The sequence below is a fragment of the Amycolatopsis sp. NPDC031561 genome, assembly GCF_055580625.1.
The window spans coordinates 605,805-627,670 of the sequence record NZ_JBVILA010000002.1 but is presented as its reverse complement, the minus strand read 5'-3'; the positions used below and the strand labels follow the sequence as shown (position 1 = coordinate 627,670).

General features: G+C 66.9%; 26 protein-coding genes. 19 read left to right on the top strand and 7 right to left on the bottom strand.

Going from position 1 to position 21,866, the window contains the following annotated elements; all coding sequences use genetic code 11:
• Window positions 1–313: 313 nt before the first annotated feature.
• Together lon and ACZ5IK_RS08635 are read left to right on the top strand one after the other, a co-directional pair.
• Window positions 314–2,716 (top strand): endopeptidase La, encoded by a 2,403-nt coding sequence (gene lon / locus ACZ5IK_RS08640; protein WP_465487192.1) that lies wholly within the window; start codon window positions 314–316, stop codon window positions 2,714–2,716.
• 234 nt (window positions 2,717–2,950) lie between these two features.
• A complete protein-coding gene (locus ACZ5IK_RS08635; protein ID WP_410662976.1) occupies window positions 2,951–4,111 on the top strand; it encodes an alkaline phosphatase PhoX in 1,161 nt (386 codons plus the stop codon).
• Window positions 4,112–4,174: 63 nt separating this feature from the next.
• Here the strand turns inward: ACZ5IK_RS08635 and ACZ5IK_RS08630 are convergent, their stop codons facing one another.
• Window positions 4,175–4,825, bottom strand: a complete 651-nt coding sequence (locus ACZ5IK_RS08630) for a DedA family protein (RefSeq protein ID WP_465487191.1) — start codon at window positions 4,823–4,825, stop codon at window positions 4,175–4,177.
• A 134-nt stretch (window positions 4,826–4,959) separates the two neighbouring features.
• Between ACZ5IK_RS08630 and ACZ5IK_RS08625 the strand changes: the two genes are divergently transcribed.
• The 4 genes from ACZ5IK_RS08625 to ACZ5IK_RS08610 are packed head-to-tail and all read left to right on the top strand — an operon-like array spanning window position 4,960 to window position 7,467.
• Window positions 4,960–6,111 carry a sensor histidine kinase gene (locus tag ACZ5IK_RS08625; RefSeq protein ID WP_465487190.1) on the top strand — a complete coding sequence of 384 codons (1,152 nt, stop codon included), beginning with the start codon at window positions 4,960–4,962 and terminating at the stop codon, window positions 6,109–6,111.
• Complete coding sequence (locus ACZ5IK_RS08620) at window positions 6,102–6,746, top strand: response regulator (RefSeq protein ID WP_465487189.1); 645 nt, start codon at window positions 6,102–6,104, stop codon at window positions 6,744–6,746. The genes ACZ5IK_RS08625 and ACZ5IK_RS08620 overlap by 10 nt, the downstream gene beginning before the upstream one ends.
• Window positions 6,747–6,790: 44 nt before the next feature.
• On the top strand, window positions 6,791–7,081 hold the full coding sequence (locus tag ACZ5IK_RS08615) for an ArsR/SmtB family transcription factor (protein ID WP_465487188.1): 291 nt from the start codon (window positions 6,791–6,793) through the stop codon (window positions 7,079–7,081).
• A complete protein-coding gene (locus tag ACZ5IK_RS08610) occupies window positions 7,078–7,467 on the top strand; it encodes a VOC family protein (protein ID WP_101612118.1) in 390 nt (129 codons plus the stop codon). Before ACZ5IK_RS08615 ends, ACZ5IK_RS08610 begins: the two co-directional genes overlap by 4 nt.
• Window positions 7,468–7,519: 52 nt before the next feature.
• Here the strand turns inward: ACZ5IK_RS08610 and ACZ5IK_RS08605 are convergent, their stop codons facing one another.
• On the bottom strand, window positions 7,520–7,900 hold the full coding sequence (locus ACZ5IK_RS08605) for a VOC family protein (RefSeq protein ID WP_465487187.1): 381 nt from the start codon (window positions 7,898–7,900) through the stop codon (window positions 7,520–7,522).
• Between the two features lie 47 nt (window positions 7,901–7,947).
• Window positions 7,948–8,091, bottom strand: coding sequence for a hypothetical protein (locus ACZ5IK_RS08600; RefSeq protein WP_465487186.1), 144 nt, complete (start codon window positions 8,089–8,091; stop codon window positions 7,948–7,950).
• 96 nt (window positions 8,092–8,187) lie between these two features.
• Between ACZ5IK_RS08600 and ACZ5IK_RS08595 the strand changes: the two genes are divergently transcribed.
• The 3 genes from ACZ5IK_RS08595 (at window position 8,188) to ACZ5IK_RS08585 (ending at window position 10,651) form a co-directional block, all read left to right on the top strand.
• Window positions 8,188–8,826 carry a TetR/AcrR family transcriptional regulator gene (locus ACZ5IK_RS08595; RefSeq protein ID WP_465487185.1) on the top strand — a complete coding sequence of 213 codons (639 nt, stop codon included), beginning with the start codon at window positions 8,188–8,190 and terminating at the stop codon, window positions 8,824–8,826.
• Between the two features lie 170 nt (window positions 8,827–8,996).
• A complete protein-coding gene (locus ACZ5IK_RS08590) occupies window positions 8,997–10,211 on the top strand; it encodes a DUF4241 domain-containing protein (protein ID WP_465487184.1) in 1,215 nt (404 codons plus the stop codon).
• Window positions 10,212–10,228: 17 nt separating this feature from the next.
• Window positions 10,229–10,651, top strand: a complete 423-nt coding sequence (locus ACZ5IK_RS08585) for a PPOX class F420-dependent oxidoreductase (RefSeq protein WP_465487183.1) — start codon at window positions 10,229–10,231, stop codon at window positions 10,649–10,651.
• Here the strand turns inward: ACZ5IK_RS08585 and ACZ5IK_RS08580 are convergent.
• Window positions 10,636–11,172 (bottom strand): GNAT family N-acetyltransferase, encoded by a 537-nt coding sequence (locus ACZ5IK_RS08580; RefSeq protein WP_465487182.1) that lies wholly within the window; start codon window positions 11,170–11,172, stop codon window positions 10,636–10,638. The genes ACZ5IK_RS08585 and ACZ5IK_RS08580 overlap by 16 nt on opposite strands.
• A gap of 40 nt (window positions 11,173–11,212) precedes the next feature.
• Here ACZ5IK_RS08580 and ACZ5IK_RS08575 point away from each other — a divergent pair, with 40 nt between their 5' ends.
• Both ACZ5IK_RS08575 and ACZ5IK_RS08570 read left to right on the top strand, forming a co-directional pair.
• Entirely contained in the window at window positions 11,213–11,764 is a 552-nt protein-coding gene (locus ACZ5IK_RS08575; RefSeq protein WP_465487181.1) for a dihydrofolate reductase family protein, read from the top strand.
• A 45-nt stretch (window positions 11,765–11,809) separates the two neighbouring features.
• On the top strand, window positions 11,810–12,184 hold the full coding sequence (locus ACZ5IK_RS08570) for a hypothetical protein (RefSeq protein ID WP_465487180.1): 375 nt from the start codon (window positions 11,810–11,812) through the stop codon (window positions 12,182–12,184).
• Window positions 12,185–12,187: 3 nt separating this feature from the next.
• On the opposite strand, the gene ACZ5IK_RS08565 is transcribed toward ACZ5IK_RS08570, so the two are convergent.
• Window positions 12,188–12,694 carry a GNAT family N-acetyltransferase gene (locus ACZ5IK_RS08565; RefSeq protein ID WP_465487179.1) on the bottom strand — a complete coding sequence of 169 codons (507 nt, stop codon included), beginning with the start codon at window positions 12,692–12,694 and terminating at the stop codon, window positions 12,188–12,190.
• Between the two features lie 349 nt (window positions 12,695–13,043).
• Here ACZ5IK_RS08565 and ACZ5IK_RS08560 point away from each other — a divergent pair, with 349 nt between their 5' ends.
• Window positions 13,044–14,069 (top strand): hypothetical protein, encoded by a 1,026-nt coding sequence (locus ACZ5IK_RS08560; RefSeq protein WP_465487178.1) that lies wholly within the window; start codon window positions 13,044–13,046, stop codon window positions 14,067–14,069.
• Window positions 14,070–14,660: 591 nt separating this feature from the next.
• On the opposite strand, the gene ACZ5IK_RS08555 is transcribed toward ACZ5IK_RS08560, so the two are convergent.
• Together ACZ5IK_RS08555 and ACZ5IK_RS08550 are read right to left on the bottom strand one after the other, a co-directional pair.
• Entirely contained in the window at window positions 14,661–15,503 is an 843-nt protein-coding gene (locus ACZ5IK_RS08555; protein ID WP_465487177.1) for a glycosyltransferase, read from the bottom strand.
• Between the two features lie 3 nt (window positions 15,504–15,506).
• The gene (locus ACZ5IK_RS08550; RefSeq protein WP_465487176.1) at window positions 15,507–16,307 is read right to left on the bottom strand and encodes a GntR family transcriptional regulator; all 801 of its coding nucleotides are present in this window, start codon (window positions 16,305–16,307) and stop codon (window positions 15,507–15,509) included.
• A gap of 145 nt (window positions 16,308–16,452) precedes the next feature.
• Between ACZ5IK_RS08550 and ACZ5IK_RS08545 the strand changes: the two genes are divergently transcribed.
• Genes ACZ5IK_RS08545 through ACZ5IK_RS08515 form a run of 7 tightly spaced genes read left to right on the top strand, consistent with a single transcriptional unit; the run spans window position 16,453 to window position 21,664 of the window.
• A complete protein-coding gene (locus ACZ5IK_RS08545; RefSeq protein ID WP_465487175.1) occupies window positions 16,453–16,770 on the top strand; it encodes a hypothetical protein in 318 nt (105 codons plus the stop codon).
• A complete protein-coding gene (locus tag ACZ5IK_RS08540; protein ID WP_465487174.1) occupies window positions 16,770–17,204 on the top strand; it encodes a RapZ C-terminal domain-containing protein in 435 nt (144 codons plus the stop codon). The genes ACZ5IK_RS08545 and ACZ5IK_RS08540 overlap by 1 nt, the downstream gene beginning before the upstream one ends.
• A complete protein-coding gene (locus ACZ5IK_RS08535; protein WP_465487173.1) occupies window positions 17,201–17,572 on the top strand; it encodes a hypothetical protein in 372 nt (123 codons plus the stop codon). Before ACZ5IK_RS08540 ends, ACZ5IK_RS08535 begins: the two co-directional genes overlap by 4 nt.
• The gene (locus ACZ5IK_RS08530; protein WP_465487172.1) at window positions 17,572–18,141 is read left to right on the top strand and encodes an RRQRL motif-containing zinc-binding protein; all 570 of its coding nucleotides are present in this window, start codon (window positions 17,572–17,574) and stop codon (window positions 18,139–18,141) included. Before ACZ5IK_RS08535 ends, ACZ5IK_RS08530 begins: the two co-directional genes overlap by 1 nt.
• Window positions 18,142–18,459: a hypothetical protein gene (locus tag ACZ5IK_RS08525; RefSeq protein ID WP_465487171.1), complete on the top strand. Its 318-nt coding sequence runs from the start codon at window positions 18,142–18,144 to the stop codon at window positions 18,457–18,459. It abuts the gene before it with no gap.
• Window positions 18,456–19,391, top strand: coding sequence for a hypothetical protein (locus ACZ5IK_RS08520; protein WP_465487170.1), 936 nt, complete (start codon window positions 18,456–18,458; stop codon window positions 19,389–19,391). The genes ACZ5IK_RS08525 and ACZ5IK_RS08520 overlap by 4 nt, the downstream gene beginning before the upstream one ends.
• Complete coding sequence (locus ACZ5IK_RS08515; RefSeq protein ID WP_465487169.1) at window positions 19,391–21,664, top strand: cell division protein FtsK; 2,274 nt, start codon at window positions 19,391–19,393, stop codon at window positions 21,662–21,664. Before ACZ5IK_RS08520 ends, ACZ5IK_RS08515 begins: the two co-directional genes overlap by 1 nt.
• Window positions 21,665–21,866: the final 202 nt, after the last annotated feature.

The following is a 21,866-nucleotide window of genomic DNA, read 5'->3' as shown; positions in this document are numbered from 1 at the left end:
TCGCGTTTAGCGGGCTAAACGTGACGCTTTGAGGCACAAAGATCTGAGGATTCGGTTCGAGTGGGGGTCGGGTGTTGCGAAAGCCACTTTCGGGACACCGGACGTCCCGAAAGTGGCTTTCGCGACGTCCGGACCCCGCCTAACACATCCGATGTTTACCGCGTCCACGTCGCGTTTCGCGGGCTAACCGTGACGCGTTGGGGCGCGGAGGTCGGAGGGGTGGGGTGATCGCTGACGGCGAACAGCTGGAGGAAACAAACGGGTCGATCGGAGAGTTGAGCTAGGCAGACTCAACTAACCGAGGAGTGCACAGATGACCGACAACCGCCTCCTGCCCGTCCTCCCGCTCGATGACGACGTCGTGCTGCCGGGCATGATCGTCCCGCTCGACCTCGCCGACACGGAGACGCGCGCCGCGGTGGAGTCCGCCCAGGCCAACACGCCTGCCCAGGCTTCCTTCCCGGGGATCCGCTCCGGCACCACCGCCAAGGCCGAGGTGCTGATCGTTCCCCGCGTCCACGGCGAGTACGCCGGACTCGGCACCATCGCGACGGTCGAGCGCATCGGCCGCGTGCCCGGCGGCAAGACCGCGGTGCTGCTGCGCGGCACCCGCCGCGCCGTCGTCGGCCGCATCGCCGACGGTCCCGGCGCCGCCCGCTGGGTCCACGCCGAGCTCGCCACCGAGACCACCGACGACAACTCCGCGAAGCTCGCGACCGAGTACAAGAGCGTCGTCCTCGCGATCCTCCAGCAGCGGGGCGGCTGGCAGATGATCGACGCCGTCCAGGAGGTCGAGGATCCGTCCGCGCTCGCCGACCTCGCGGGCAACTCGTCGTACCTGAACACCGAGCAGAAGCTCGAACTGCTATCCGCGCTCGATGTTTCGGCTCGCCTCGAAAAGGCTCTGGAATGGAGCCGCGAGCAGCTGGCCGAACTCGAGGTCACCGACACCATCCGCAAGGACGTCCAGGAGGGCATGGAGAAGCAGCAGAAGGAATTCCTGCTGCGCCGCCAGCTCGAAGCGATCCGCAAGGAGCTGGGCGAACTCGACGGCACCGCCAACGACGACGACTACCGCGCCCGCGTCGAGGCCGCCGAGCTGCCGGACGCGGTCAAGAAGGCCGCACTATCCGAAGTGGACAAACTGGAGCGGACGTCGGACCAGTCCCCCGAGGGCGGCTGGATCCGCACCTGGCTGGACACCGTCCTCGAACTGCCGTGGAACAACCGCACCACCGACGTCCACGACATCGCCGCCGCGCGCGAAATCCTCGACGCGGATCACGCCGGTCTCGACGACGTGAAGGAACGCATCATCGAGTACTTGGCCGTGCGCAAGCGCCGCGCGGAGTCGGGTCTCGGGCCGGTCGGCGGACGTCGTTCGGGCGCGGTGCTCGCGCTCGCCGGTCCTCCCGGGGTCGGCAAGACCTCGCTCGGTGAGTCCGTGGCGAAGGCGATGGGCCGTGAGTTCGTCCGCGTCGCGCTCGGCGGCATCCGCGACGAGGCCGAGATCCGCGGTCACCGCCGCACCTACGTCGGCGCGCTGCCCGGCCGGATCGTCCGCGCCATCAAGGAAGCGGGCTCGATGAACCCGGTCGTGCTGCTCGACGAGATCGACAAGGTCGGCGCCGACTACCGCGGCGACCCGACGGCGGCGCTGCTGGAGGTGCTGGACCCGGAGCAGAACCACACGTTCCGCGACCACTACCTCGAGGTCGAGCTGGACCTGTCCGACGTCGTGTTCCTCGCGACGGCGAACGCGCTCGAGACCATCCCCGGCCCGCTGCTGGACCGGATGGAGCTGGTCACCCTCGACGGCTACACCGAGCACGAGAAGGTCACCATCGCCCGCGACCACCTGCTCCCCCGCGAGCTGGACCGCGCGGGCCTCGGCAAGGACGACGTCACGCTGACCGACGACGCGTTCAGCCGCATCGCCGCCGAGTACACGCGGGAAGCCGGGGTGCGCAACGCGAACCGGACCATCGCGAAGGTGCTGCGGAAGGTGGCCACCAAGGTCGCGCTGGACGAGGCCGAGTTGCCGCTGACGATCGACGCCGACGGGCTCGAGACCTACCTCGGCCGCCCTCGGCACCTTCCGGAGTCTTCGCTGCCCGCGTCGACGCAACGCACGTCGACCCCCGGCGTGGCGACCGGACTGGCGGTGACCGGCGCCGGCGGTGACGTCCTCTACATCGAGGCGTCGCTGGCGGATCCGGAATCCGGCTCGACCGGGCTGTCGCTGACCGGCCAGCTGGGCGACGTGATGAAGGAGTCGGTGCAGATCGCGCTGTCGTACCTGCGTTCGCACGGCGCGGAGCTGGAACTTCCGGTCGGCGACCTGAAGGACCGCGGCATCCACGTGCACGTCCCCGCGGGCGCGGTGCCCAAGGACGGCCCGAGCGCGGGCATCACGATGACGACCGCGCTGGCGTCCCTGCTTTCGGGCCGGGTCGTGCGGTCGGACGTCGCGATGACCGGTGAGGTGTCGCTGACCGGGCGTGTGCTGCCGATCGGCGGGGTCAAGCAGAAGCTGCTGGCCGCGCACCGGGCGGGGATGAAGACGGTGATCATCCCGCAGCGCAACGAGCCGGACCTCGACGACGTCCCGGCCGAAGTGCTGGCCCAGCTGGACGTCCACGCGGTGGCGAACGTCCGCGAAGTGCTGGACATCGCGCTGGCCCCGGCGACGGCTCCGGTCGCCCAAGCGGCGTAACGGCGCGAGGCCGAAGCCCCGGATCCTGCCCAGGATCCGGGGCTTTCGGCGTCATCACCGCGATGGCGGATGCGCTCCACAAAGCGCGGGAAATAGGGCCGGGTGAAGGGTCCTACGAAAGTTCTCTCTCACCGGTGAATACGCCGCGAATTCACCTGGAAGTCCCGTTCCGCCCGTACTCTCCGATCCGCTCCTTCCCGCACCACCACATCAGCGGATGTCTCGGAGGCACGAGTGAAGCGACGGAATTTCCTGCGCGCGGCCGTGGTCGGCGCCGGCGTCACGGCGTTCGGAAACAGGCTTTCGGGGACGGCACTGGCCGCTCCCGCGCAGAACGGTCCCAGCCCGTACGGCGCGCTCCAGGCCGCCGACGCGAACGGGATCCAGCTGCCGGCGGGATTCACCAGCCGCGTCATCGCGCGCTCCGGCCAGCAGGTCGCGAGCACCGGTTACACCTGGCACAGCGCGCCGGACGGCGGCGCGGTGTTCGCCGACGGCAGTGGCTGGATCTACGTGTCGAACTCGGAGATCACCCCCGGCGGAGGCGCGAGCGCGGTCAAATTCGACGCGAGCGGGAACATCACCGGCGCCCACCGCGTGCTGGCGAACACCCGTCAGAACTGCGCGGGCGGCAAGACCCCTTGGAACACTTGGCTTTCCTGCGAGGAGGTCGACCTCGGGTTCGTCTACGAGTGTCAGCCGAACGGACCGGCCACGGCCGCCGTCCAGCGGCCCGCGATGGGGAAGTTCAAGCACGAGGCCGCCGCGGCCGACCCGGTGCGCAAGGTCGTCTACCTGACCGAGGACACCTCGGACGGCTGCCTCTACCGGTTCGTCCCGACGACCTGGGGCAACCTCTCCGCCGGAACGCTGCAGGTACTGAAGGCGGGCACGGCGACGTCGGGCAGCTTCACCTGGGCGAACGTGCCCGACCCGGACGGCTCGCCGACGGCCACGCGTAACCAAGTGTCCGGCGCGAAGCGGTTCAACGGCGGCGAAGGACTGCACTACGCCAACGACACCGCGTGGTTCACCACCAAGGGCGACAACCGCGTCTGGCAGCTCAACCTGACCACCAGCACCTACGAGCTCGCCTACGACGATTCGCTGGTGAGCCCCGGTTCGGCGCCGCTGACCGGCGTCGACAACGTCACCGGGACCTCGTCGGGCGATCTGTTCGTCGCCGAAGACGGCGGGAACATGGAGATCTGCATCATCACGCCGAACGACATCGTGGCGCCGTTCCTGCGGATCGGCGGCCAGAGCTCGTCGGAGATCTGCGGTCCCGCGTTCACCCCGGCCGGGAACCGGCTGTACTTCTCGTCGCAGCGCGGCACTTCCGGGTCGTCGTCCGGCGGGATCACCTACGAGGTGACCGGTCCGTTCCGCTCCTGATCCCGCGTGAAGGCCCCCTTCCCTCGGCTGAGCCGAGGGAAGGGGGCCTTCACGCGCGTTTCGTCAGGCGTTGGTGCGGTTCTTTTCGCGGACGCGGCTGACGACGAAGAGGATCACCGCGACCGCGACGGCCGCGATCACGAAGTACTGGAAGAACCCGGCGTACTCCTCGACCAGGTGCCAGCTCTCCCCCAGGGCGTAGCCCGCCAGGACGAACACCGTGTTCCAGATCAGGCTGCCCAGCGTCGTCAGGGCCAAGAAGCGCCAGAACGGCATGCGCTCGATCCCGGCGGGCAGGGAGATGAGGCTGCGGAAGATCGGCACCATCCGGCCGAAGAACACCGCCTTGGTGCCGTGTTTCTGGAACCATGCCTCCGTCTTGTCGAAGTCTGCGGCCTTGACCAGCGGGATCTTCGCCATCCAGCGGCGCGTGCGGTCGCGGCCGAGCAACTGGCCGAGGTAGTACACGATGATCGCGCCGGCGACCGACCCGAAGGTCGTCCACACCAGCGCTTCCACCAGGGTGAACGTCCCCTGGCTGGCGGAGAACCCGGCGAGCGGCAGCACCAGTTCGCTGGGGATCGGCGGGAACAGGTTGTCCAGCCCGACGATGATCGCGGCTCCCGGACCTCCCAGTGAGTCCATCAGTGATACCGCCCAGCCGGCGAGGCCGCCCATCGGTTCACTGGCGGCTTGGGCGAGGAGGAGGTTCATGGCGGCCTTTCGTGGTCGTCTTCGGTTTCAACGAACGTACGAATTGCCCGGGTTCCGCACCCTGCGGTGAAGCGGCACAGATCACTGCGGAAAACCTCAGTACCGAGTTCCGGATACCCCGCTAACCTGGCGTTATGCCTGTTCCGGCCGCGACGCGCCGCTACCTGCGCAAGATGCTCCGCGGCACGCTGGGCCTGGCGATCGGCTCCGCGACGGCGTTCGCCGAGTTCTTCTACGTCCTCTTCGGCGGCATCGCGCTCACGGTCCCCGCGCTGCGGCGGCCCGTCTTCGCCGGCGCCCGCGTTCTGTCCGAAGTGGAGCGACGACGGCTGGAGGAGTACCTCGGCGCCGAGAACGCGACGGACTACACCGGCCGCCGCGCGATGACCTATCTCGTTCCGCGCTGTGTCGTCGGCCTGCTCGCCGCCGGGATCTTCGCCCTGATCCTCTGGGGCGTCGTCTCCGGCGTGATCATCGTCGCCCAACTGGTCAGCGGCGAGTCGCCCGGCGGCGGCGCGCCTTCGAGCTGGTACGACTTCATCACCGTCGGCCTCTTCGGCGCTCTGCTTCTCTTCCTTGCCCTGCAAGGGCTCGTCGGGATCGCGACGCTGGAGCGCAAGCTGGCGAGACGTTTTTTCGGGCCCAGCAAGAAAGAACAGTTGCGCCGCCGGGTTTCCGAACTCGCGACGAGCCGCGCCGAAGTGGTCGAAGCGGTCAACGGCGAGCGCCGCCGGATCGAACGGGACCTGCACGACGGCGTCCAGCAGCGGCTCGTCGCGCTCGGGATGCTGCTCGGCCGGGCGCGGCGTGCCGGCGATCCGGAACACTCGTCGGAGCTGCTGCGGCAGGCGCACGAGGAGTCCCAGCGCGCCCTCGAGGACCTGCGCGAGGTCTCGTGGCGGGTGTATCCGATCGCGCTGGACTCCGACGGGCTGCACCCCGCGCTGGAGGCGCTCGCGGAGCGCTCCGGCGTACCGGTCCACCTGCGCGTCGACCTGCCGGAACGGCCACCCGCGGCGATCGAGACCGTCGTCTACTTCGTCGCTTCCGAGGCGGTCACCAATACGATCAAGCACGCCGCGGCGACGCGGATCGACATCGAGGCAGGGCGGGACGGGGACAGGGTGCGGGTGCGGATCACCGATGACGGCGTCGGCGGGGCGCGGGAGTCCGGCGACGGTCTTTCCGGCCTCGCGCGGCGGGTGGCGGCGGCGGACGGGGAGTTCACCGTGACCAGCCCGCCCGGCGGTCCGACCGTGGTGACGGCGGTGCTGCCGTGCGAGTGATCCTCGCCGAGGACTCGACCCTGCTGCGCGAGGGGCTGATCCGGCTGCTGATCGAAGAGGGGCACGACGTCGTGGCGTCGGTCGGCGACGGCGAAGCGCTCCTCTCGACGACCGCCGCCTATCAGCCGGACGTGATCGTCACCGACGTCCGCATGCCGCCGACGCATACCGACGAGGGCCTCCGCGCGGCGCTCGAGATCCGGAAACGCTGGCCCGAGATCGGGGTGCTGGTGCTCTCGCAGTACGTCGAGAAGCGCTACGCCGCCGAGCTGATCACCGGTGACGGTGAACGCGTCGGCTACCTCCTGAAGGACAGGGTCGCCCAGGTGGGCGAATTCCTGGACGCGCTCGACCGGGTCGCCGCGGGCGGGGCGGCGTTCGATCCGGAGGTGGTCCGGCGGCTGCTGGCGAGGACCACGCACACCGATCCGCTCGCGAAGCTGACCCCCCGCGAGCGCGAAGTGCTGGAGAAAATGGCGCAGGGCCACACGAACGCCGGGATAGCCGAGTCGCTGTTCGTGTCGCAGAGCGCCGTCGAGAAACACGTGAACGCCCTCTTCGACAAGCTCGGCTTGGCCAACACCGCGGGCTACAGCCGCCGTGTCCTGGCCATCCTGCGCTACCTGGGTTCCTGACCCCCGGTTTGACAGGCAAGTGACGACTTGCCTATAACGGGGACGTGGACGACGACCTGTTCAAGGCGATCGGCGACTCGACGCGGCGAACCATCCTGGACGAGCTGACCGAAAAAGACGGCCAGACGCTGTTCGAGCTCTGCGGACGGCTGACCATGAAACACGGTCTCTCCTCGTCGAGGCAGGCCATCTCGCAGCATCTCGCGATGCTCGAACAGGCCGGTCTGGTGCACACCCGGCGGCAGGGCCGCTACAAGTTCCACCACCTCGACACGAGCCCGCTGCGCTCGATCGCCGAGCGGTGGCCCATCGACCGAGAGGAACCGAACCCGTGATCCGCATCAACATCACCAGCGTCTTCGTCGACGACCAGGCCAAGGCGCTCGCCTTCTACACCGAGAAGCTGGGGTTCATCAAGAAGCACGACGTGCCCACCGGCGACGCCCGCTGGCTCACCGTGGTCTCCCCCGCGAATCCCGACGGCGTCGAGCTCCTGCTGGAACCGGACGGCCACCCCGCGGCGAAGCCGTTCAAGAACGCTCTAGTGGGCGACGGGATCCCGTTCACCCAGTTCGCCGTCGACGACGTGTTCGCCGAGGTCGAGCGGCTCAAGGGGCTGGGCGTCGAGTTCACCCAGGACGCCGTCGACCTGGGCCCGGTGGTCACCGCCGTCTTCGACGACACCTGCGGCAACCTGATCCAGCTCGCCACGATGAAGTAGTTCCCACACGGGGCTCGGTCCACTGTGGACCGAGCCCCGACGTCGTTTTTCCTTACTGCTGCACCCATTCCACGAGTTCCACGGGCACGCCGTTCGGATCGGTGACCATGAAGAGACGCTCTCCCCACGGCTCTTCCCTCAGCGGCAACGTGATCTCGACACCCTCTTCGCGGAGGCGCTTCTCCTCGGCTTCGAGATTCTCGACCGTGAAGGCCACGATCACCCCGGACGCGCGCTGCTGCCGCAGGTTCTCCGGCAGCACCTCGATCCCTGCCTGGAGCAGGACGATGGCCAGCTTCGCGGTTTCATGCCCGAGGGACACGAAACCCTCCGCGGCCATCTGCTCCGTGAAGCCGAAGTGCTCGGTGAAGAAGCGGCTGGAAGCGGCGACGTCGTCGACGGTCAGCGAGACGGTGGAAGCAAGAACGTTCATGGGCTATCCCCTTCGGTCGGCAGTGCGTTTTCGGATGAGCTGATCGGTCAGTACGACCGGCGGCGCGGGACACCGATCGAGCGGCGCACCGGCGTCAAGCGGCCGGGGAACGGCTGCTGATGGCGGCGGTCGCCCCGGCGGACCTGGGCGCGGTCGATGCCTTCGTTGCCTTGGGGGATTCGAGCGGTCAAGGAGCCTCTTCTCTCTCAGTCGGTAGTACGGACGTAAGTTTACATCCGACCTACCATAAGTCAAGGATATTTTTACGACGGTGGTAAACTTCGCTCATGACCAGCGCGGATGTGGGTTTGCGAGAGCTCAAGAAGCAGGAGACGCGGCAGCTGATCTCCGATCAGGCGACGCAGCTCTTCATCGAGAAGGGCTTTGAGGAGACGACGATCGCCGAGATCGCCGCAGCGGCGAGGGTCGCGAAGAAGACCGTCACCAACTACTTCGCGCGCAAGGAAGACCTCGCGCTGGACCAGCACGAGGAGTTCACGAACGGGCTGGCGAACGCCGTCCGTACCAGGAAGACGGGTGAGTCGGCGCTGGCCGCGCTAAGGCGCACCTTCCTGGACGCGGTGGCGGCGCATTCGCCCGTGATCGGTTTCACCGGGCCCGTCTTCGCGAAAATGGTGCTGGAGAGCCCGACCCTGACCGCACGGCTGCGCGAGCTGCACGAACTCCGGGAAGAGGCGCTCGCCGACCTGCTCGCGACCGAGACCGGAGCCGACGCGGACGACGTCACCCCGATCATGGCCGCCGCCGAACTCAACGCGATCGACCGCGTCCTGTTCCGCGACGTCCTCCGGCGGTCCCGTGCCGGCGAAAGCAACGACGAGATCGCCACGGCACTGACGAAGGCGACCCAGCGAGCCTTTGACCTGCTGGAACCGTCCTTCGGTGACTACGCGATCCGCGAGTAGCTCACCGTTTCCGGCCCGCCATCACCACGGCGACGATGACGGCCCCGGCGAAGACGATCGCCAGCAGCAGGATGAGCAGGTGCCACGGTTGGATCGCGAACACGTTGTCCCCCTTCGGTCTGAGGGGCATCCTAGGGGTCTTGTCGGGGGGACCCGCTAGGTTCGGCCCCATGTCTGAGGGGACTTCGTTCGACGTCATCCACTGCGAGGGCTGGGATCCGGCCGCCCGCGCACTGGTCGGAAGGCTCACCCCCGGCACCGCCCGGGAACGGGACGCCGCCGGCGAGCAGTACGCCGTCGCACTGGTGCGTCCTGGCACCGAGACTCCGCCGGTGCTGCTCGAAATCGCCTGGCAGCACCGCTTCGCCCGCTGCCTGCACATCGACGAGCAGGGCAGGCGCCGCGCTTCGTTCGAGTACCGCCTGCTCGGAGACGGCGCCCTGTTCCTGATGAAAGTCGAGCAGTGGCACTACAAATCCGATGACCAGGAGGAATTCGACAAGAAGACCGCGGGCCGGACGGAGCTGTCCTTCGGGCCCGACGGCGAGGGGTGGGTGCACCGGGCTCCCCACGGCTACGGCGGCGGTTCCAGCAGTGGCCACGTACGGAAGGCGGTGTCCGAGCTGACCATGCCGAAGCCCGCCTTCGGCGACTGGGAGCCGCTCGCGAATTCGGGGCCGCTGATCCTCCAGGCCCCGGCCTCTCCCACGACCGATCCGCCGATGCCTGCCGAAGACCGCCCCTGGCGCCCTTCCGTTCCCCTGCGTCCTTCCGACCTGGACGGGATGTTCACCGCGGGCACACGCTTTTCGTTGAGCGGCAGCCGAAGTCTCGTCGAAATCGAACTTCGGGACGCGGGGAAACTCCGGATGCCCAGCGGCAGGCTGGTCGCCTCGGATCCGGCCTTCCTGGATGCGGAAGCCGGGCATTTCACGGTCACCGTGCCGCCCGGGGAGTACCGGGTCGAGCTCGCCATGATCCGGTTCCTCGACGAACCCGCCCACGAACGGGCCGCCGCCGCGAAACTCGTCGTCGCCGACGTTCCGGTGGTCACCTGGGAGGCCGCGCTCTGGCCGGGGCAGGACGCGCTCTTCCTCGGGGACGGGGAGTTCTACGGCTACGGCGTGGACAGCGGCACAGGCTGTTTCGCCGATGCCACGGCACTTCCCGAAGAGATGGACGACGAACTCCTGGAGAAGTTCACCGAGGTGGATCCCTACTGCGAAGTGACCCCCGCCGGAGCCGACGGGAACATCATCGCGTTCACCACCGGCTGGGGTGACGGGAGCTATCCGACCTGGATCGGCCGGGCGGCCGACGGCACCCCGGTCTGCTTCGTCACCGACATGCTGATCCTCAACGACGCTCGGATATCGGCGGCTTGAGCGAGCATCATGGCTCCATGGCCTTCACAGACGAAGAGATCGCGTACCTGCGTTCACAACCCTTGGCCCGCTTCGCGACCCTGTCGGAAGACGGCGAACAGCCCGACGTCGTCCCGCTGGCGTTCGAGTTCGACGGCACGCACTTCTGGGTCGGAGGCGGGGGCGAGTCGGTCCTCGCGACCCGGAAGTTCCGCAACATCCAAGCGGGACAACGCAAAGTCGCCTTGGTCGTCGACGACCTCGTCTCACTCGACCCGTTCATCGCGCGCGGCATCCGGATCTACGGCGAGGCCGCCGATCCTGTCGACCGCGTGGGAATGGTGGGCCCGGGGATCTACGCACGCGTCACGCCGACGGTGTCGTGGAGCTGGAACCTGGCGGGCGAACCCGTTGGCGAGGCCTGGTACGAATCGAGGCGCGCGGTTCACGGCGACGCGTAGAGGAGCATGTCCCGCGCGGTCCCGCCGATCTCCTGATGGGCGGGCAACAGTGCTTCGCGCCGGTAGCCCGCCTTCTCGACCGCGCGGACCGAACCGCGGTTCCATGGCTCGATGAACAACTCGATCCGCTCGACGCCCGGGACGGTCCGGGCGAAGGCGGTGATCGCCTTGAGGGCGTCCGTCGCGAAGCCGTGGCGCCGGTGCCGGGGCGAGACCGAATAGCCCACGATCCCGATGCCTTCGGCCAGTTTCCGCAGCCACAGCCCGATCGTGCCGACAGCCACTCCGTCGGCGGTGATCACAAAGGGAAAGCCCCGCCCCTCGGCGTGACGGCTCTGCTGCCGTCGCACCCAGTCTTCGGCTTCCTGCCTGGTCGGGTGGGCGGGCAGGCTGCCGATGAGCGGCACGTACGGATCTTCGCCGAGTTCGAGGGCGAGGTGGACGTCAGCGTCGGCGAACTCGCGCAGGACGACGGATCCGTGGGCCGGCGGGGTGTCGGGCCAGGGCGGCGGCTCGGTCATGGGTCCATTTTTGTCGGTGGGCGGCGGTACGGTCGGGCTCATGCGGGAGCTGATCGTCACGGAGAACAGCACGATCGACGGCGTGATCGAACTGGCGGGCGACTGGTTCAGCCCGGGCGACACCGACCTCTCGGACGTCATGGCCGCCCTCCGCGAACAACGTGAACAAGCGGACGCGTTCCTCGTCGGGCGCGTCACCTTCGAAGACATGCGCGGCTACTGGCCGAAGCAGACAGAAGACAAGACAGGGATCTCCGCGTACCTCGACGCGGTGAGCAAGTACGTGGTCTCCAGCACGCTGACGGAGCCGTCGTGGGAGAACACGACCGTCCTCTCCGGCGACCTGCGCACGGAGATCGAGAGGCTGAAGGGGGCCGAGGGCAAGGACATCGTGACCACCGGGAGCATCTCGCTGGTGCGGGCGCTCATCGCCGAGGGCCTCGTCGACGAGTACCGGCTGTTCGTCTATCCCGTCGTGGTCGGGGAAGGCCGTCGGCTGTTCGAGGGCGCCACCGGAGTCCCGAAGCTTCGCCTGGTGGAGGAGCGGACGTTCACCTCAGGGATCGTGCTGCTGCGCTACCGGGCTCGGTAGGGTCGTATTCCGGCGTAGCGGCGGGAAACGACGGAGGTGGCGGTCATGGTCGACGCGTCGAAGTTCACGGCCGAGGTGTTCGGCCGTGCGGCGGCCCGGCCCGACGTCCCGCCGCGCCTGGCTCGGGCGGCCGACTGCGTCCGGGAAGGCAAGTTCAGCTGGGAAGAGGTCGCCTCCGGGAAGTGCGAGCACCCGCTCGCGCAGGCGCTGTTCGCGCCGAGGGCCCAGGAGAAGCTATGGCCGCTGCTGGCCGAGGTCGCCGCGGAACTGGAGTCAGCGCCCGCTCCGGCCGCCCCGCCCCGTCGCGCGCGACGAGCGCCTGCGGCGGACGACGACTTCAGCGAGCACACCTACCTCGAAGACCTGGCCGAACCGAATACGCATCCGGCCTGGCCGCAGAAGCGGGGTCGCGGCCGGTAGCGCCTATGGCACCGGCGAGATCGCTATCCAGAACCGATCCTCCCCGTCGACGCGGCCGTCCGGCTCCCCGCCGTTGGCCAAGATGACCCGCCGGGAAGCCGTGTTGCCGGTGTCACAGGTGAGCAGAACCCGGTTCAGGCCGAGTCGGCGGCATTCGGCGAGCCCCGCGCCGAGCATCCGGGTGCCGTGTCCCTGCCCCCGCCACGGAGTCGCGATGCCGTACCCGAGGTGACCCCCGGTTTCGGCCAGCGCCGGGGTCAGCTCGTGACGGATGACGAGCTCCCCCAGGTAATGCGGGCCGGAGACGTACCAGAGAACGGTGGTGGGAACGCTCCAAAGCTGTCGCACTCCCTGCCGTTCGGCGACGAACCGCTCGAAGTCCGCGGTGGCGCGCTCCAGCAGCTCCGTCGAACCCCCGTCGGCCACGCGATCCGCCAGCTCACCGTCCAGCCACGACCGGCGCACCGCCGTCGTCGGCTGCATGAGCCGAGGCGGTTCGGGCAGTCGCATGTCCCCAGCGTACGAACAAGAGCGGCCCCGTGACGTGGTCACGGGGCCGCTCTGGTGTGGCGAGTGAGGGATTCGAACCCCCGAAGGCGTAGCCGTCTGATTTACAGAGAAGTCCTTACGGCACCCTGACCTGCAGGTATGCACACAGGTCGCGTCACTTTGGGGCGTATTTGGCGCAACCTGCATTCGGCACCGCTTGACGCAGCAACACACTCGAACGCTTGTTCGAGAACTGCTAGACTTGTTCGGCCGTGCCGGATCTGTTACGAGAGGAGGCCAACCCGCGACATACCGTAGAGCAACGACGCGTCACAACCCGCGGCGAACGGTGACCGAAGAGGGGGAACGCATGCCGACCTACGGATACCTGCTGTACCAGTTCGGGGTATATGAAGGGTTCAAGCGGAAGGTCGAAGCCCTTGACGACCTGAAGGGTGAGCACTTCCTCGACGTGGCTGAGCGCGACCTTAAGGCGCTCGTGGCAGACGGAGCACTCAGCGAACTTCCTCGACAGAACCCGGAAGACTCCGATGATGTCGAGGCGGCCACCCAAGACGAACCAGACGAAGACAAGAACAAGCGGGTAACACGTGTCGAATCTGTCGACCTCAAGGGGTGGACAGTTCGCTTCAAGGTAACTTACGGGCGAACCGGCACACACGAGCTGGCGGTTTCAGCCGCTGGCGAAGACGACATCGACCTAAAGAACCATGCCCCGAGTCGTACTTATCGCGGCGTGTTCATCGTCCCACCTTCCGGCAAGGTGGGCATTGTCGCAATCGAAGTTATTAGCCGCTCCAAGCCTCTAGCAGAAGTGATTCGATGGCTGAGGTCGAAATCAACGGTACCTTGGCGAGTAAAGGTTCAATCGCTGATCGACCAAGAATCTTTCCTAGATGCCCTGACAAACAGCCGAAATGTATACATGGAGCTTGAAAAGCGTCAACCGTCAGAGGACGCAACCCCGGCAAGTTCGAAGAAAATGCGGCTTTACGCACCGTTGACAACAGCCAGGCTTCGCTCAGAAGTAAAGCTTCGCGTTGAGCAGTGGGTAGCTAAGCGAAATAGCCCTCCAGACGAGGATGGAAAAGTTAAGCTTGCCGACCCACAGGAGGAAGCTCGACAACTCGCAGCCATCTTAGGACCCGAGGTCGCCGAGCTAGATTTCGAAGATGGTCGCGTGGTGGCCGAGGACGCGGATAGCATCTCGCGAAGCTTCCGCCCCAGCGCCAAACTAGACCTATTCACTTACTACCTAGGACGCGACACAGAACCAGATGACGCGCGGTTCTACGGACACGCTTTAGCTTCAGCGAAGCGAATGTTCGCATCGCTCGATATTGACATGCCCGACCAGTGGGATAAGCTAAAATAGCAAGGGACTGCTAAATGATGCGTTTCAGCGTAGTTCCAATATTCAAGGGTCACTGGGCTTCACTCTATCAGCGTCAGAGCAAAAGGCCAGATTGGGCCAGTAGAACAATCTTCACACTCGCCGCCCTATCAGGCCCCGTAGCATATTTGTTCAATTTCCAACTCGCGGCACCGGCAGGCATATTTACCGGACTCGCACTCATGTCGGGCGCCCTAGTTGGCGCCTTCACGCACCTGTCCACACTGCGTCTAAAAATCACAGAATGGGACGAAGGGCGGGTTCCGGCACGCGTCCGTGAATCTCTTGACGAGACAGCCGCTCACCTAATGGCAGCCGTTGTCGTATGTGCTTGCGACGCGGCTGTTCTGGCAGTCGGCATGAATATGCCAACACTAGATCAAAAAATGCACCAGATCCCTTCCGCAATAGCACTATCGCTGAGCTCCTATGCATTTTTACTGGTTCTCGTAATGGCACGGCGCCTACATGCAGCCTATGTCGACATGAACGATGTTTCTGGACGATCGAGCGGCTATGCGTCAACCTATCGGTAGCCGGAGGCGCAACCGCGACACTACGAGGGCCAGGTGACTACTCATGGCGCCGTGTCATGCGAGAAAGACCCTGAGCCTGACGTCCTTCCAAGGGCACTGACGCGTCGACTACTGAATCCGCGCCGTCGATCGAACCCGGCTGATATCGCGTCCCATTGGCATGAATGGCGTCCACACGCATCTGAATGAGCCGCTTCCGCGCCTCGTCTTCTTGAGGGTTCCAGTACGCCTCAGACGCCGTCGTCTGCGCGGAATGCTTCCGGTAGAGCATGCTCGGTTCGGCAATGAACTCGCCCGGCGTCGTTGCCTCGGCTGCCAACAGCGTGGCGATTGTCTCGGCCCCCGTGAGCGCCATCCAACCACCTAAGGCCCAGATGAGGTCGGTGTGCATCGCGACATTCGCCGCAAGGACGGAAAGCCTGCCCTCCGCCTGCTCTCGGTAGAGGCGACCCGGCTCAACAGGGCCATTCGGAGGGTCGTACGGTCCTGGCGTCGTAGTCCCGTCCTCGTGCAGATCAAGGCCTGCCGACACGCACCACGCGACGCGGTGCAACGCGTCGATATCCCGCGCCAATGCACCCGGCAACAGCACGTCGTCCGCGTCGAGGTTGCGAATCACGATCCCCTGAGCCTGAGATAGCGCCATGTTGCGGGTGACGGCCGCGCGGCCGGCCAAACCAGTGCCGTAGCGGACGCGAGGATCGTCGTCGGGAAGCTCTTGTTTCGGCACACCGCTACTGCCGTCTTCCTGAACACACCACTCCCAGGACCAGCCTTTCGGCATGTCCTGAGTCCGCAGAGACTCATAAGCCTCCTTGAGGTAGTGGTGCCCGCCCTCAAAGACGGCCGTCACTACGGAGATCAAGCGTGGCGTTGCCATTGCTTACTCGTCCCACTTTCGCAGTTCGGTGACGTAGGACAGGGAGATCCGGTCCGCTGGAGTCAGGAGTTCAGCCACATCCACCGCACGCCCTGACGTGTCATAGCTAATCTTCAAAATGGGAATGACGGGCACGTTGAACGGGATGTCATAGAGGGCCACCTCTTCCTCGGTGGGCATGCGCGCGGAAACGCGATCCTCAATCTTCACCACCTCCACACCTGCGGTGTAGAGCTGGTGAAGCGTGCCACCGGGCCACGGCTCGTTGGACGAGTCCAACAGGGGCGGATGATCCTTGACGAGCGAATACGGCAGGTACGAAACCATCCTGCTGTAGCCCTCGCCTTCCCGGTACTGCCGCAGGTATGTCCTGCGTAGGACGTAGTCACTCGGCACAAGCCCCAAGATCTTGGCTACCTCGCCCGGCGGAGGCACGACCTCATAAGTGACTTTGTCGTCATTGACGGTAGCGATCTCAACTTTAGCGTCCCGCTCCGCCGAGCCATGGCGCCGACGAACGCCCTCAGGCTCTCTGACTAGGTCTTTCTCCACCTGGTAGTTGCTGTTCGAGCGCGTCAGCTTCTGCGGAACCGCGCGAACACGGACGGGTTGCCCTCGACCGCCGGGTGCTAGAAGCCCCTCCCCCTTCAGGGTCTGCACAGCGGCTGAGACGACGTTCTTCCCCACGCCGAAGCGTTCGCGGAGCTGATCAGTGTTCGGCAAGGTCTCCCCCGGCACGAACTTGCCATCGTGGATGTCCGCTCGGAGCTGCTCAGCTACGGCCTTCGCGTCCATTCGTTCCATGCCTCCATCCTCGCACACCATCCCGGGCTCTGAAACTCTATCCCGGGATGGTGTTGACAAGGCTGGGATGCCTCAGGCAATGTCTCAGTTACGCCATCCCGGGATGGGGAATGCATCCCGGGATTAATCAAGTAGAGGAGACCTGATGAGGTCGGCACACATCTCCCCCCGTTCGGCCGAAGCATCGTTTGACGTGCCGGAGTTCGATGTTTCTGCTGTTCAGGACACCAAAGATGACTATTACCCGGACGGTCTGACCGAGGCGGCGATTGACACGCTGATCGCGTCGGTCGATGCCGAGCTGGCTGCTGCGACGGTCGCGGCGGATGTGCGGGTGACGCACTCGTTCACCGACGTTCGCCGGGCGACTCGCTCAGAGCGTCGGAGCGGCCGGACGGTGCTGCGTGCGCTGCCGTCGCTTCTGGACACCGCCGCCACGTCGGCTGAAGGCGAGGCCGCGTGATGACTACCGACGCCGTTCGTTACCAGTTGGATCTGCCGGGCGAGTCCATCCGCTTCGTGGTCGAGTCTTTCGGCTACCTGCACACCGACACCCCGCCCCGGGCGGACCTCGTGCTGGATGTGCGGCACAGCCTGAAGGACCCGCACGTGTCGCCTGAGCTGCGGATGCTGACTGGGCGTGACGCCAAGGTGCGGAAGAACGTCATGGTCCAGCCGGGCGCCCGCGAGTTGATCGCCGGTCTGACCGCGTCGGCTCTCGCGCTTCGTCCCAGTGCCGACGCTCGTGGCGTGTTGGTCCGGGTCGCCATCGGGTGTCAGGGCGGCCGTCACCGCTCGGTGGTTCTCGCCGAAGCCGTCGCGACCGCGCTTTTCATCGCGGGCAACGGGGTGGCCGTCGTCCACACCCACCTGACTCGCCCGGTGGTGAACCGATGACACGCCTTCTGATCGTCAGCCCCGACGCGGCGGCCCACTCCGCCAAGAACGCGCCGACCGCGCCGGGTGTCCCCAACCAGCCGACTAGCGACTCGGAGGGAAATTCGATGGTAGAGGAGGAGACCCGCGCCTACGCCGCCCGAACGCGTGAGCGTGCGGTGCGCCAGCTCAACGCCGGGCTCGACGTCGTGAACGAGTGGGTCGGTCTGATCGGCCAGTGCGCGGAAATGCGCGTGGACAGCTACGAGACCGGCGACGTGCTCGCCGACGTGGCCTATCAGGAAGCGCTGGGGCGGTTCGCGCAGCTCTCCGCCGCTGTGGCGTGGTTCAACTCCCGTGGTCCCGCGATCGAAGCGGGTGAGGTCTGATGGCGCGCCAGTTCCCGTGGACGCTGCGGGCGGTTCCGTGGTCGGACTTGCAGGAGTTCACCCGTGGCACGTGTGACGGTCTGCCGCTGCTGTCCTGGGGCATCGCACCGACGGACAAGCTCGCCACGCGCCGTCAGTTGCGGGCGATGGGGCTGCGTCCGGGCGGTCAGGACCCGGTGGCCGTTCTGTACTTCCGGTGCGCCCGTGCCGGGAAGAAGGTCTTCGCCGACCTGTTCCTGATCGACGGCGCGAAGCCGGTCCGGCCGATGACCCCGGCCCGGCAGGCAGCGCTGGACAAGGCGATGGCCGCCCGCCGCACCTGCCGCCAGTGCGGCGAGACCGGATGGGCCGAGCTGCCCAAGGCCGACCGCACCTGTGAACCGTGCAAGTACCGGGCCGGACTCGAACCCGACTCCTACCTCCACGACTACCTGGCCGGAACCCCCGTCCTCGCGCCGCACGAGCTCGCCGAGGCTCCCCGCGGCTTCTCCCCCGCCTGGCTCGCGCCGGTGATCCCGATCCGTTCCGCACGGCCCGCCCGTGCCGAGTTCCCGAAGGTGGTGGCCTGAATGTCCACACAAACCCTGATGATCCTGGGCGGGCTCGCACTGGTCGGTGTGTTCGCCGTGTGGCGTGCCGGGCGGAAGTCCGCCACCAAGGCGCAGAAGGGCGTGCGGGAGGTAACCCGCATGACCGGCAACACGATCCGGCTCATCCTGGCCACCGCCGTCATCGCGTTCGTGCAGTGGATCGTGGTCGTGAAGATCGGCAACACCACCGCCACCTGGATCGCGCTCATCGTCCCCGCGTTGTTCGCCGCCGCCACCATCGTGCGGCTCATGGCCATCACCGAGGTCGTCACCACCACGCGGGGAGGTAACCGATGAGCACCGACGTCGCCACCGCTCCGCAGGACGCGCAGCACGTGCCGCTCACCGAGGCGGACAAGCTCCGGCAGGACGCCGAGTCGGCCGCGCAGGTTCGCCGTCTGTCCAACCACCCCGACGTGATCGCGCTGCGGGTGGAGAAGGTCCGCACCCAGATCGACGTCCTGTTGTGGGTCGGGATCTTCCTCGGTCTCGCCTTCACCATGGTCAACGTCCAAGCCTTCGCCGCGTCCGGCTCTGCCGCGTGGTCGCTGGGGTGGCTGTCCGCGTGGCTGCTGGACCCGATGGTGTCGCTCGTCCTGGTCGCCGTCCTGCGAGCGGAACAGATCACCGCCCGCTACCAGGTCCAGACCGGCAAGTGGGCGCACCGGACGAAGTGGTTCGCGTTCCTGGCCACCTACGTCATGAACACCTGGAAGTCTTGGACCCATCTCGACGTCGCGGGGGTCGCGCTGCACTCCGTGCCGCCGGTGCTGGTGTTCCTCGCCGCCGAGACCGCGCCCGTCCTGCGGGACAAGCTCACCGAGGCCGTCATGGCCGCCGCTGGGCACGCCTTCACTGGCGAGGCGGATACGCGGGAGACGGCCCCGGCCGCCGAGGTCACCCCCGCCGAGACCTCGGACGCGGAGGAGCTGGTGCCCACGCCGGCACTTTCCCCGGCCCCGGCTCCGCGCCGCACCACCCGCAAGGCCAAGGCCCCCGCCAAGCAGGGCCGCAAGCTGCGCGGTGACTACCTCGCCGAGGCCCGCGCTGCCTGGGCTCCCGGCATCGAGATCACCCCGGCATGGGTGCGTGAGGTCTGCCCCGAGGTCTCTCGCGGCACCTCCAAGAACGTCGCCGACGACCTGATCGCCGAAACCCGCACCGCGCCCACCGTCCTGCCGGTGCCCGCCCCGACCACCGCCCGCACCGACTCGGAGGAGGCCGCCTGATGTCCACCACCGCCGACCACACCCCCGCCCCCGAGCCCGCGAAGGACCCCGCTGTGAACACGCCGAACCCCCTGCCCGAGAACACCACCCCGGAGACCGACGAACGCCCGGACGGCCGTGTCGTGAACGGCAACGTGGTGGAGTTCAAGCCGGGTACCGCCCGCACCGCCGAGGAGATCCCGGCCCCGCGCGAGACCGGCCCCGTGTACGCCGCCACTAGCGACACCGAGCCCGTCGACGCGGAGATCGTGGACGAGACCGAGCCCGCCACGGCCGTCGCGAAGGTGGACCCGCCCGAGGCCAAAAAGTCCTGGTGGGAGACCGTCGCCGACGCCAAGGCCCGGCCGCTGGTCGCGTCCTGGCTGCTCTCGGCCGAGGAGTTCAAGTCCCGCGCGAAGTTCCTGGTCCAGCTCGCCGCGCACCAGACCGCGTTCCACGCGCTGCGGGTCCCCGTGTACGTCCCGAGCGCCATCGTGAAAGCTCCGGGCGCGCTGTGCCGGGGCACCGTTCGTGTACACCGCTGGGTGTACGACGCGGAGTCCAAGCCGGTGCGCATGAACGCCCGCGACCGCAACGACCAGGACGCCTACCTCAAGCTGCTCGCAGTGCGGAACGAGACCGTTCGCCGCCGGGCCGCGCCGGTGATGGTCGGCATCCTGATCCTCATCGCGATCGTGTACCTCGCGATCACCTACGTCACCCCGTTCTGGAACTGGACCTGTCTCACCGTCGCCTTGACGCTCGTGGGGTGGCTGGGCGCGCCGAAGGACAAGCCGGTCGCCGGGCGCGCGGTGGACCTGTCCAAGACCCCGAAGATGACGTCGGCGATGATCGAAGACGCGCTGTCCTCGCTCGGTATCGGCGCGCTGAACCAGGCCATCTCCAAGGGCAAACGCATCGAGTTCCCCAACCCCATCGCCCGCGACGGCGACGGGTGGCGCGCCGATATCAACCTTCCCCTGGGTGTCACGGCGGGCGACATCATCGCCAAGCGCCAAGAGCTGTCCTCCGCGCTGCGCCGTCAGATCGGGTGTGTGTGGCCCGAGGGTGACGCGAAGGTCCACGAAGGACGGCTCGTGCTATGGGTCGGGGACCGGGACATGTCCAAGTCCACGCAGAAGGCGTGGCCGCTGGCCAAGCCGGGCGCGACGGTGGACCTGTTCAAGCCTCAGCCGTTCGGCACCGACCAGCGCGGCCGTTGGGTCGAACTCACCTTGATGTTCGCGAGCATGATTATCGGCGCGGTGCCGCGCATGGGTAAGACGGTCTCCCTGCGAGAACTGCTGATCATGGCCGCTCTCGACCCGCGCGCCGTGATCTACGCCTACGACCTCAAGGGAACCGGCGACTTCGCGTCCATCTCGCCGTGCGCACACGCCTACGGTGTCGGCGACGAACCCGAGGACATTGAGCGCATGGTGGCGGAGATGCGGGAACTGCGGGAGGAGATGCGCCGTCGGATCAAGGTGATCCGGAGCCTGCCCGAGTCGGTGTGCCCGGACAACAAGGTCACCCCGGAACTGGCCGCCCGCAAGGACTTGCGGCTCGCTCCGCTCGTGGTCGCGGTGGACGAGTGCCAGGTGTGGTTCGAGCACGACACCTACGGCGATGAGCTGGAATCCATCTGCACCGACCTGGTCAAGCGAGGCCCCGCGCTGGGCATCATCACCATCCTCGCCACCCAGCGCCCGGACGCGAAGTCCCTGCCCACCGGCATTTCAGCGAACGCCATCCTGCGGTACTGCCTGAAAGTCCAGGGACAGACGGAAAACGACATGGTCCTCGGTACCTCGCAGTACAAAAACGGTGTCCGCGCAACCATGTTCGCCCGTACCGACCTCGGCATCGGCTACCTCGCCGGTGAAGGCGACGACGCGAAGATCGTGAAGTCGGTCTACAAAGACGCCGCCGACACCAAGAAAATCATCGCCGGAGCACGCGCCCGCCGGGAGGCCATCGGCAACATCACCGGCTACGCCGCCGGTGAAGAGGTGGACCTGGAGGCCGCCCGCCTCGACACCCTCGCCGATGTCCTGGGCGTCTTCGCCAAGGGTGAGGAAAAGCTCTGGTCCGATGTGATCGTGTCCCGGCTCGCCGAACTCCGGCCCTCGTCATACGGGAAGTGGAACCCGGCCGCCCTGGCCACCGCGCTCAAGCCGGACGGGGTGAAGCCCGGACAGGTGTGGGCCACCGACCCCGAAACCGGCAAGGGCAGCAACCGCAACGGCTACACCCGCGAAGCCCTCACCAAGGCCAAGAGTAACCGAGCGTGACAGAAATCTAGGGCTAGGGGCGCGCCGCGTCCTAGACCGGAGCACCCCTAGACCTAGACCCCCACTCTAGAACCCTCTGGCTTTCTGACCAGGACTCTAGAGACCTAGACCACCCCCGCGCCGACCAGCGGAAACCCGCGAAACCCCCCGGCTAGCCGCCAACCACACCGGCCCTAGCCCTGGTTGAGCACTGCCCAAAACA

What these genes read in the sequence shown, in the direction of transcription:
- lon (WP_465487192.1), top strand. Translation starts at nt 314, where the DNA reads ATGACCGACAACCGCCTCCTGCCCGTCCTCCCGCTCGATGACGACGTC.
- ACZ5IK_RS08630 (WP_465487191.1), bottom strand. Translation starts at nt 4,825, where the DNA reads ATGAACCTCCTCCTCGCCCAAGCCGCCAGTGAACCGATGGGCGGCCTC.
- ACZ5IK_RS08625 (WP_465487190.1), top strand. Translation starts at nt 4,960, where the DNA reads ATGCCTGTTCCGGCCGCGACGCGCCGCTACCTGCGCAAGATGCTCCGC.
- ACZ5IK_RS08605 (WP_465487187.1), bottom strand. Translation starts at nt 7,900, where the DNA reads ATGAACGTTCTTGCTTCCACCGTCTCGCTGACCGTCGACGACGTCGCC.
- ACZ5IK_RS08595 (WP_465487185.1), top strand. Translation starts at nt 8,188, where the DNA reads ATGACCAGCGCGGATGTGGGTTTGCGAGAGCTCAAGAAGCAGGAGACG.
- ACZ5IK_RS08590 (WP_465487184.1), top strand. Translation starts at nt 8,997, where the DNA reads ATGTCTGAGGGGACTTCGTTCGACGTCATCCACTGCGAGGGCTGGGAT.
- ACZ5IK_RS08585 (WP_465487183.1), top strand. Translation starts at nt 10,229, where the DNA reads ATGGCCTTCACAGACGAAGAGATCGCGTACCTGCGTTCACAACCCTTG.
- ACZ5IK_RS08580 (WP_465487182.1), bottom strand. Translation starts at nt 11,172, where the DNA reads ATGACCGAGCCGCCGCCCTGGCCCGACACCCCGCCGGCCCACGGATCC.
- ACZ5IK_RS08575 (WP_465487181.1), top strand. Translation starts at nt 11,213, where the DNA reads ATGCGGGAGCTGATCGTCACGGAGAACAGCACGATCGACGGCGTGATC.
- ACZ5IK_RS08570 (WP_465487180.1), top strand. Translation starts at nt 11,810, where the DNA reads ATGGTCGACGCGTCGAAGTTCACGGCCGAGGTGTTCGGCCGTGCGGCG.
- ACZ5IK_RS08565 (WP_465487179.1), bottom strand. Translation starts at nt 12,694, where the DNA reads ATGCGACTGCCCGAACCGCCTCGGCTCATGCAGCCGACGACGGCGGTG.
- ACZ5IK_RS08560 (WP_465487178.1), top strand. Translation starts at nt 13,044, where the DNA reads ATGCCGACCTACGGATACCTGCTGTACCAGTTCGGGGTATATGAAGGG.
- ACZ5IK_RS08555 (WP_465487177.1), bottom strand. Translation starts at nt 15,503, where the DNA reads ATGGCAACGCCACGCTTGATCTCCGTAGTGACGGCCGTCTTTGAGGGC.
- ACZ5IK_RS08550 (WP_465487176.1), bottom strand. Translation starts at nt 16,307, where the DNA reads ATGGAACGAATGGACGCGAAGGCCGTAGCTGAGCAGCTCCGAGCGGAC.
- ACZ5IK_RS08545 (WP_465487175.1), top strand. Translation starts at nt 16,453, where the DNA reads ATGAGGTCGGCACACATCTCCCCCCGTTCGGCCGAAGCATCGTTTGAC.
- ACZ5IK_RS08540 (WP_465487174.1), top strand. Translation starts at nt 16,770, where the DNA reads ATGACTACCGACGCCGTTCGTTACCAGTTGGATCTGCCGGGCGAGTCC.
- ACZ5IK_RS08535 (WP_465487173.1), top strand. Translation starts at nt 17,201, where the DNA reads ATGACACGCCTTCTGATCGTCAGCCCCGACGCGGCGGCCCACTCCGCC.
- ACZ5IK_RS08530 (WP_465487172.1), top strand. Translation starts at nt 17,572, where the DNA reads ATGGCGCGCCAGTTCCCGTGGACGCTGCGGGCGGTTCCGTGGTCGGAC.
- ACZ5IK_RS08525 (WP_465487171.1), top strand. Translation starts at nt 18,142, where the DNA reads ATGTCCACACAAACCCTGATGATCCTGGGCGGGCTCGCACTGGTCGGT.
- ACZ5IK_RS08520 (WP_465487170.1), top strand. Translation starts at nt 18,456, where the DNA reads ATGAGCACCGACGTCGCCACCGCTCCGCAGGACGCGCAGCACGTGCCG.
- ACZ5IK_RS08515 (WP_465487169.1), top strand. Translation starts at nt 19,391, where the DNA reads ATGTCCACCACCGCCGACCACACCCCCGCCCCCGAGCCCGCGAAGGAC.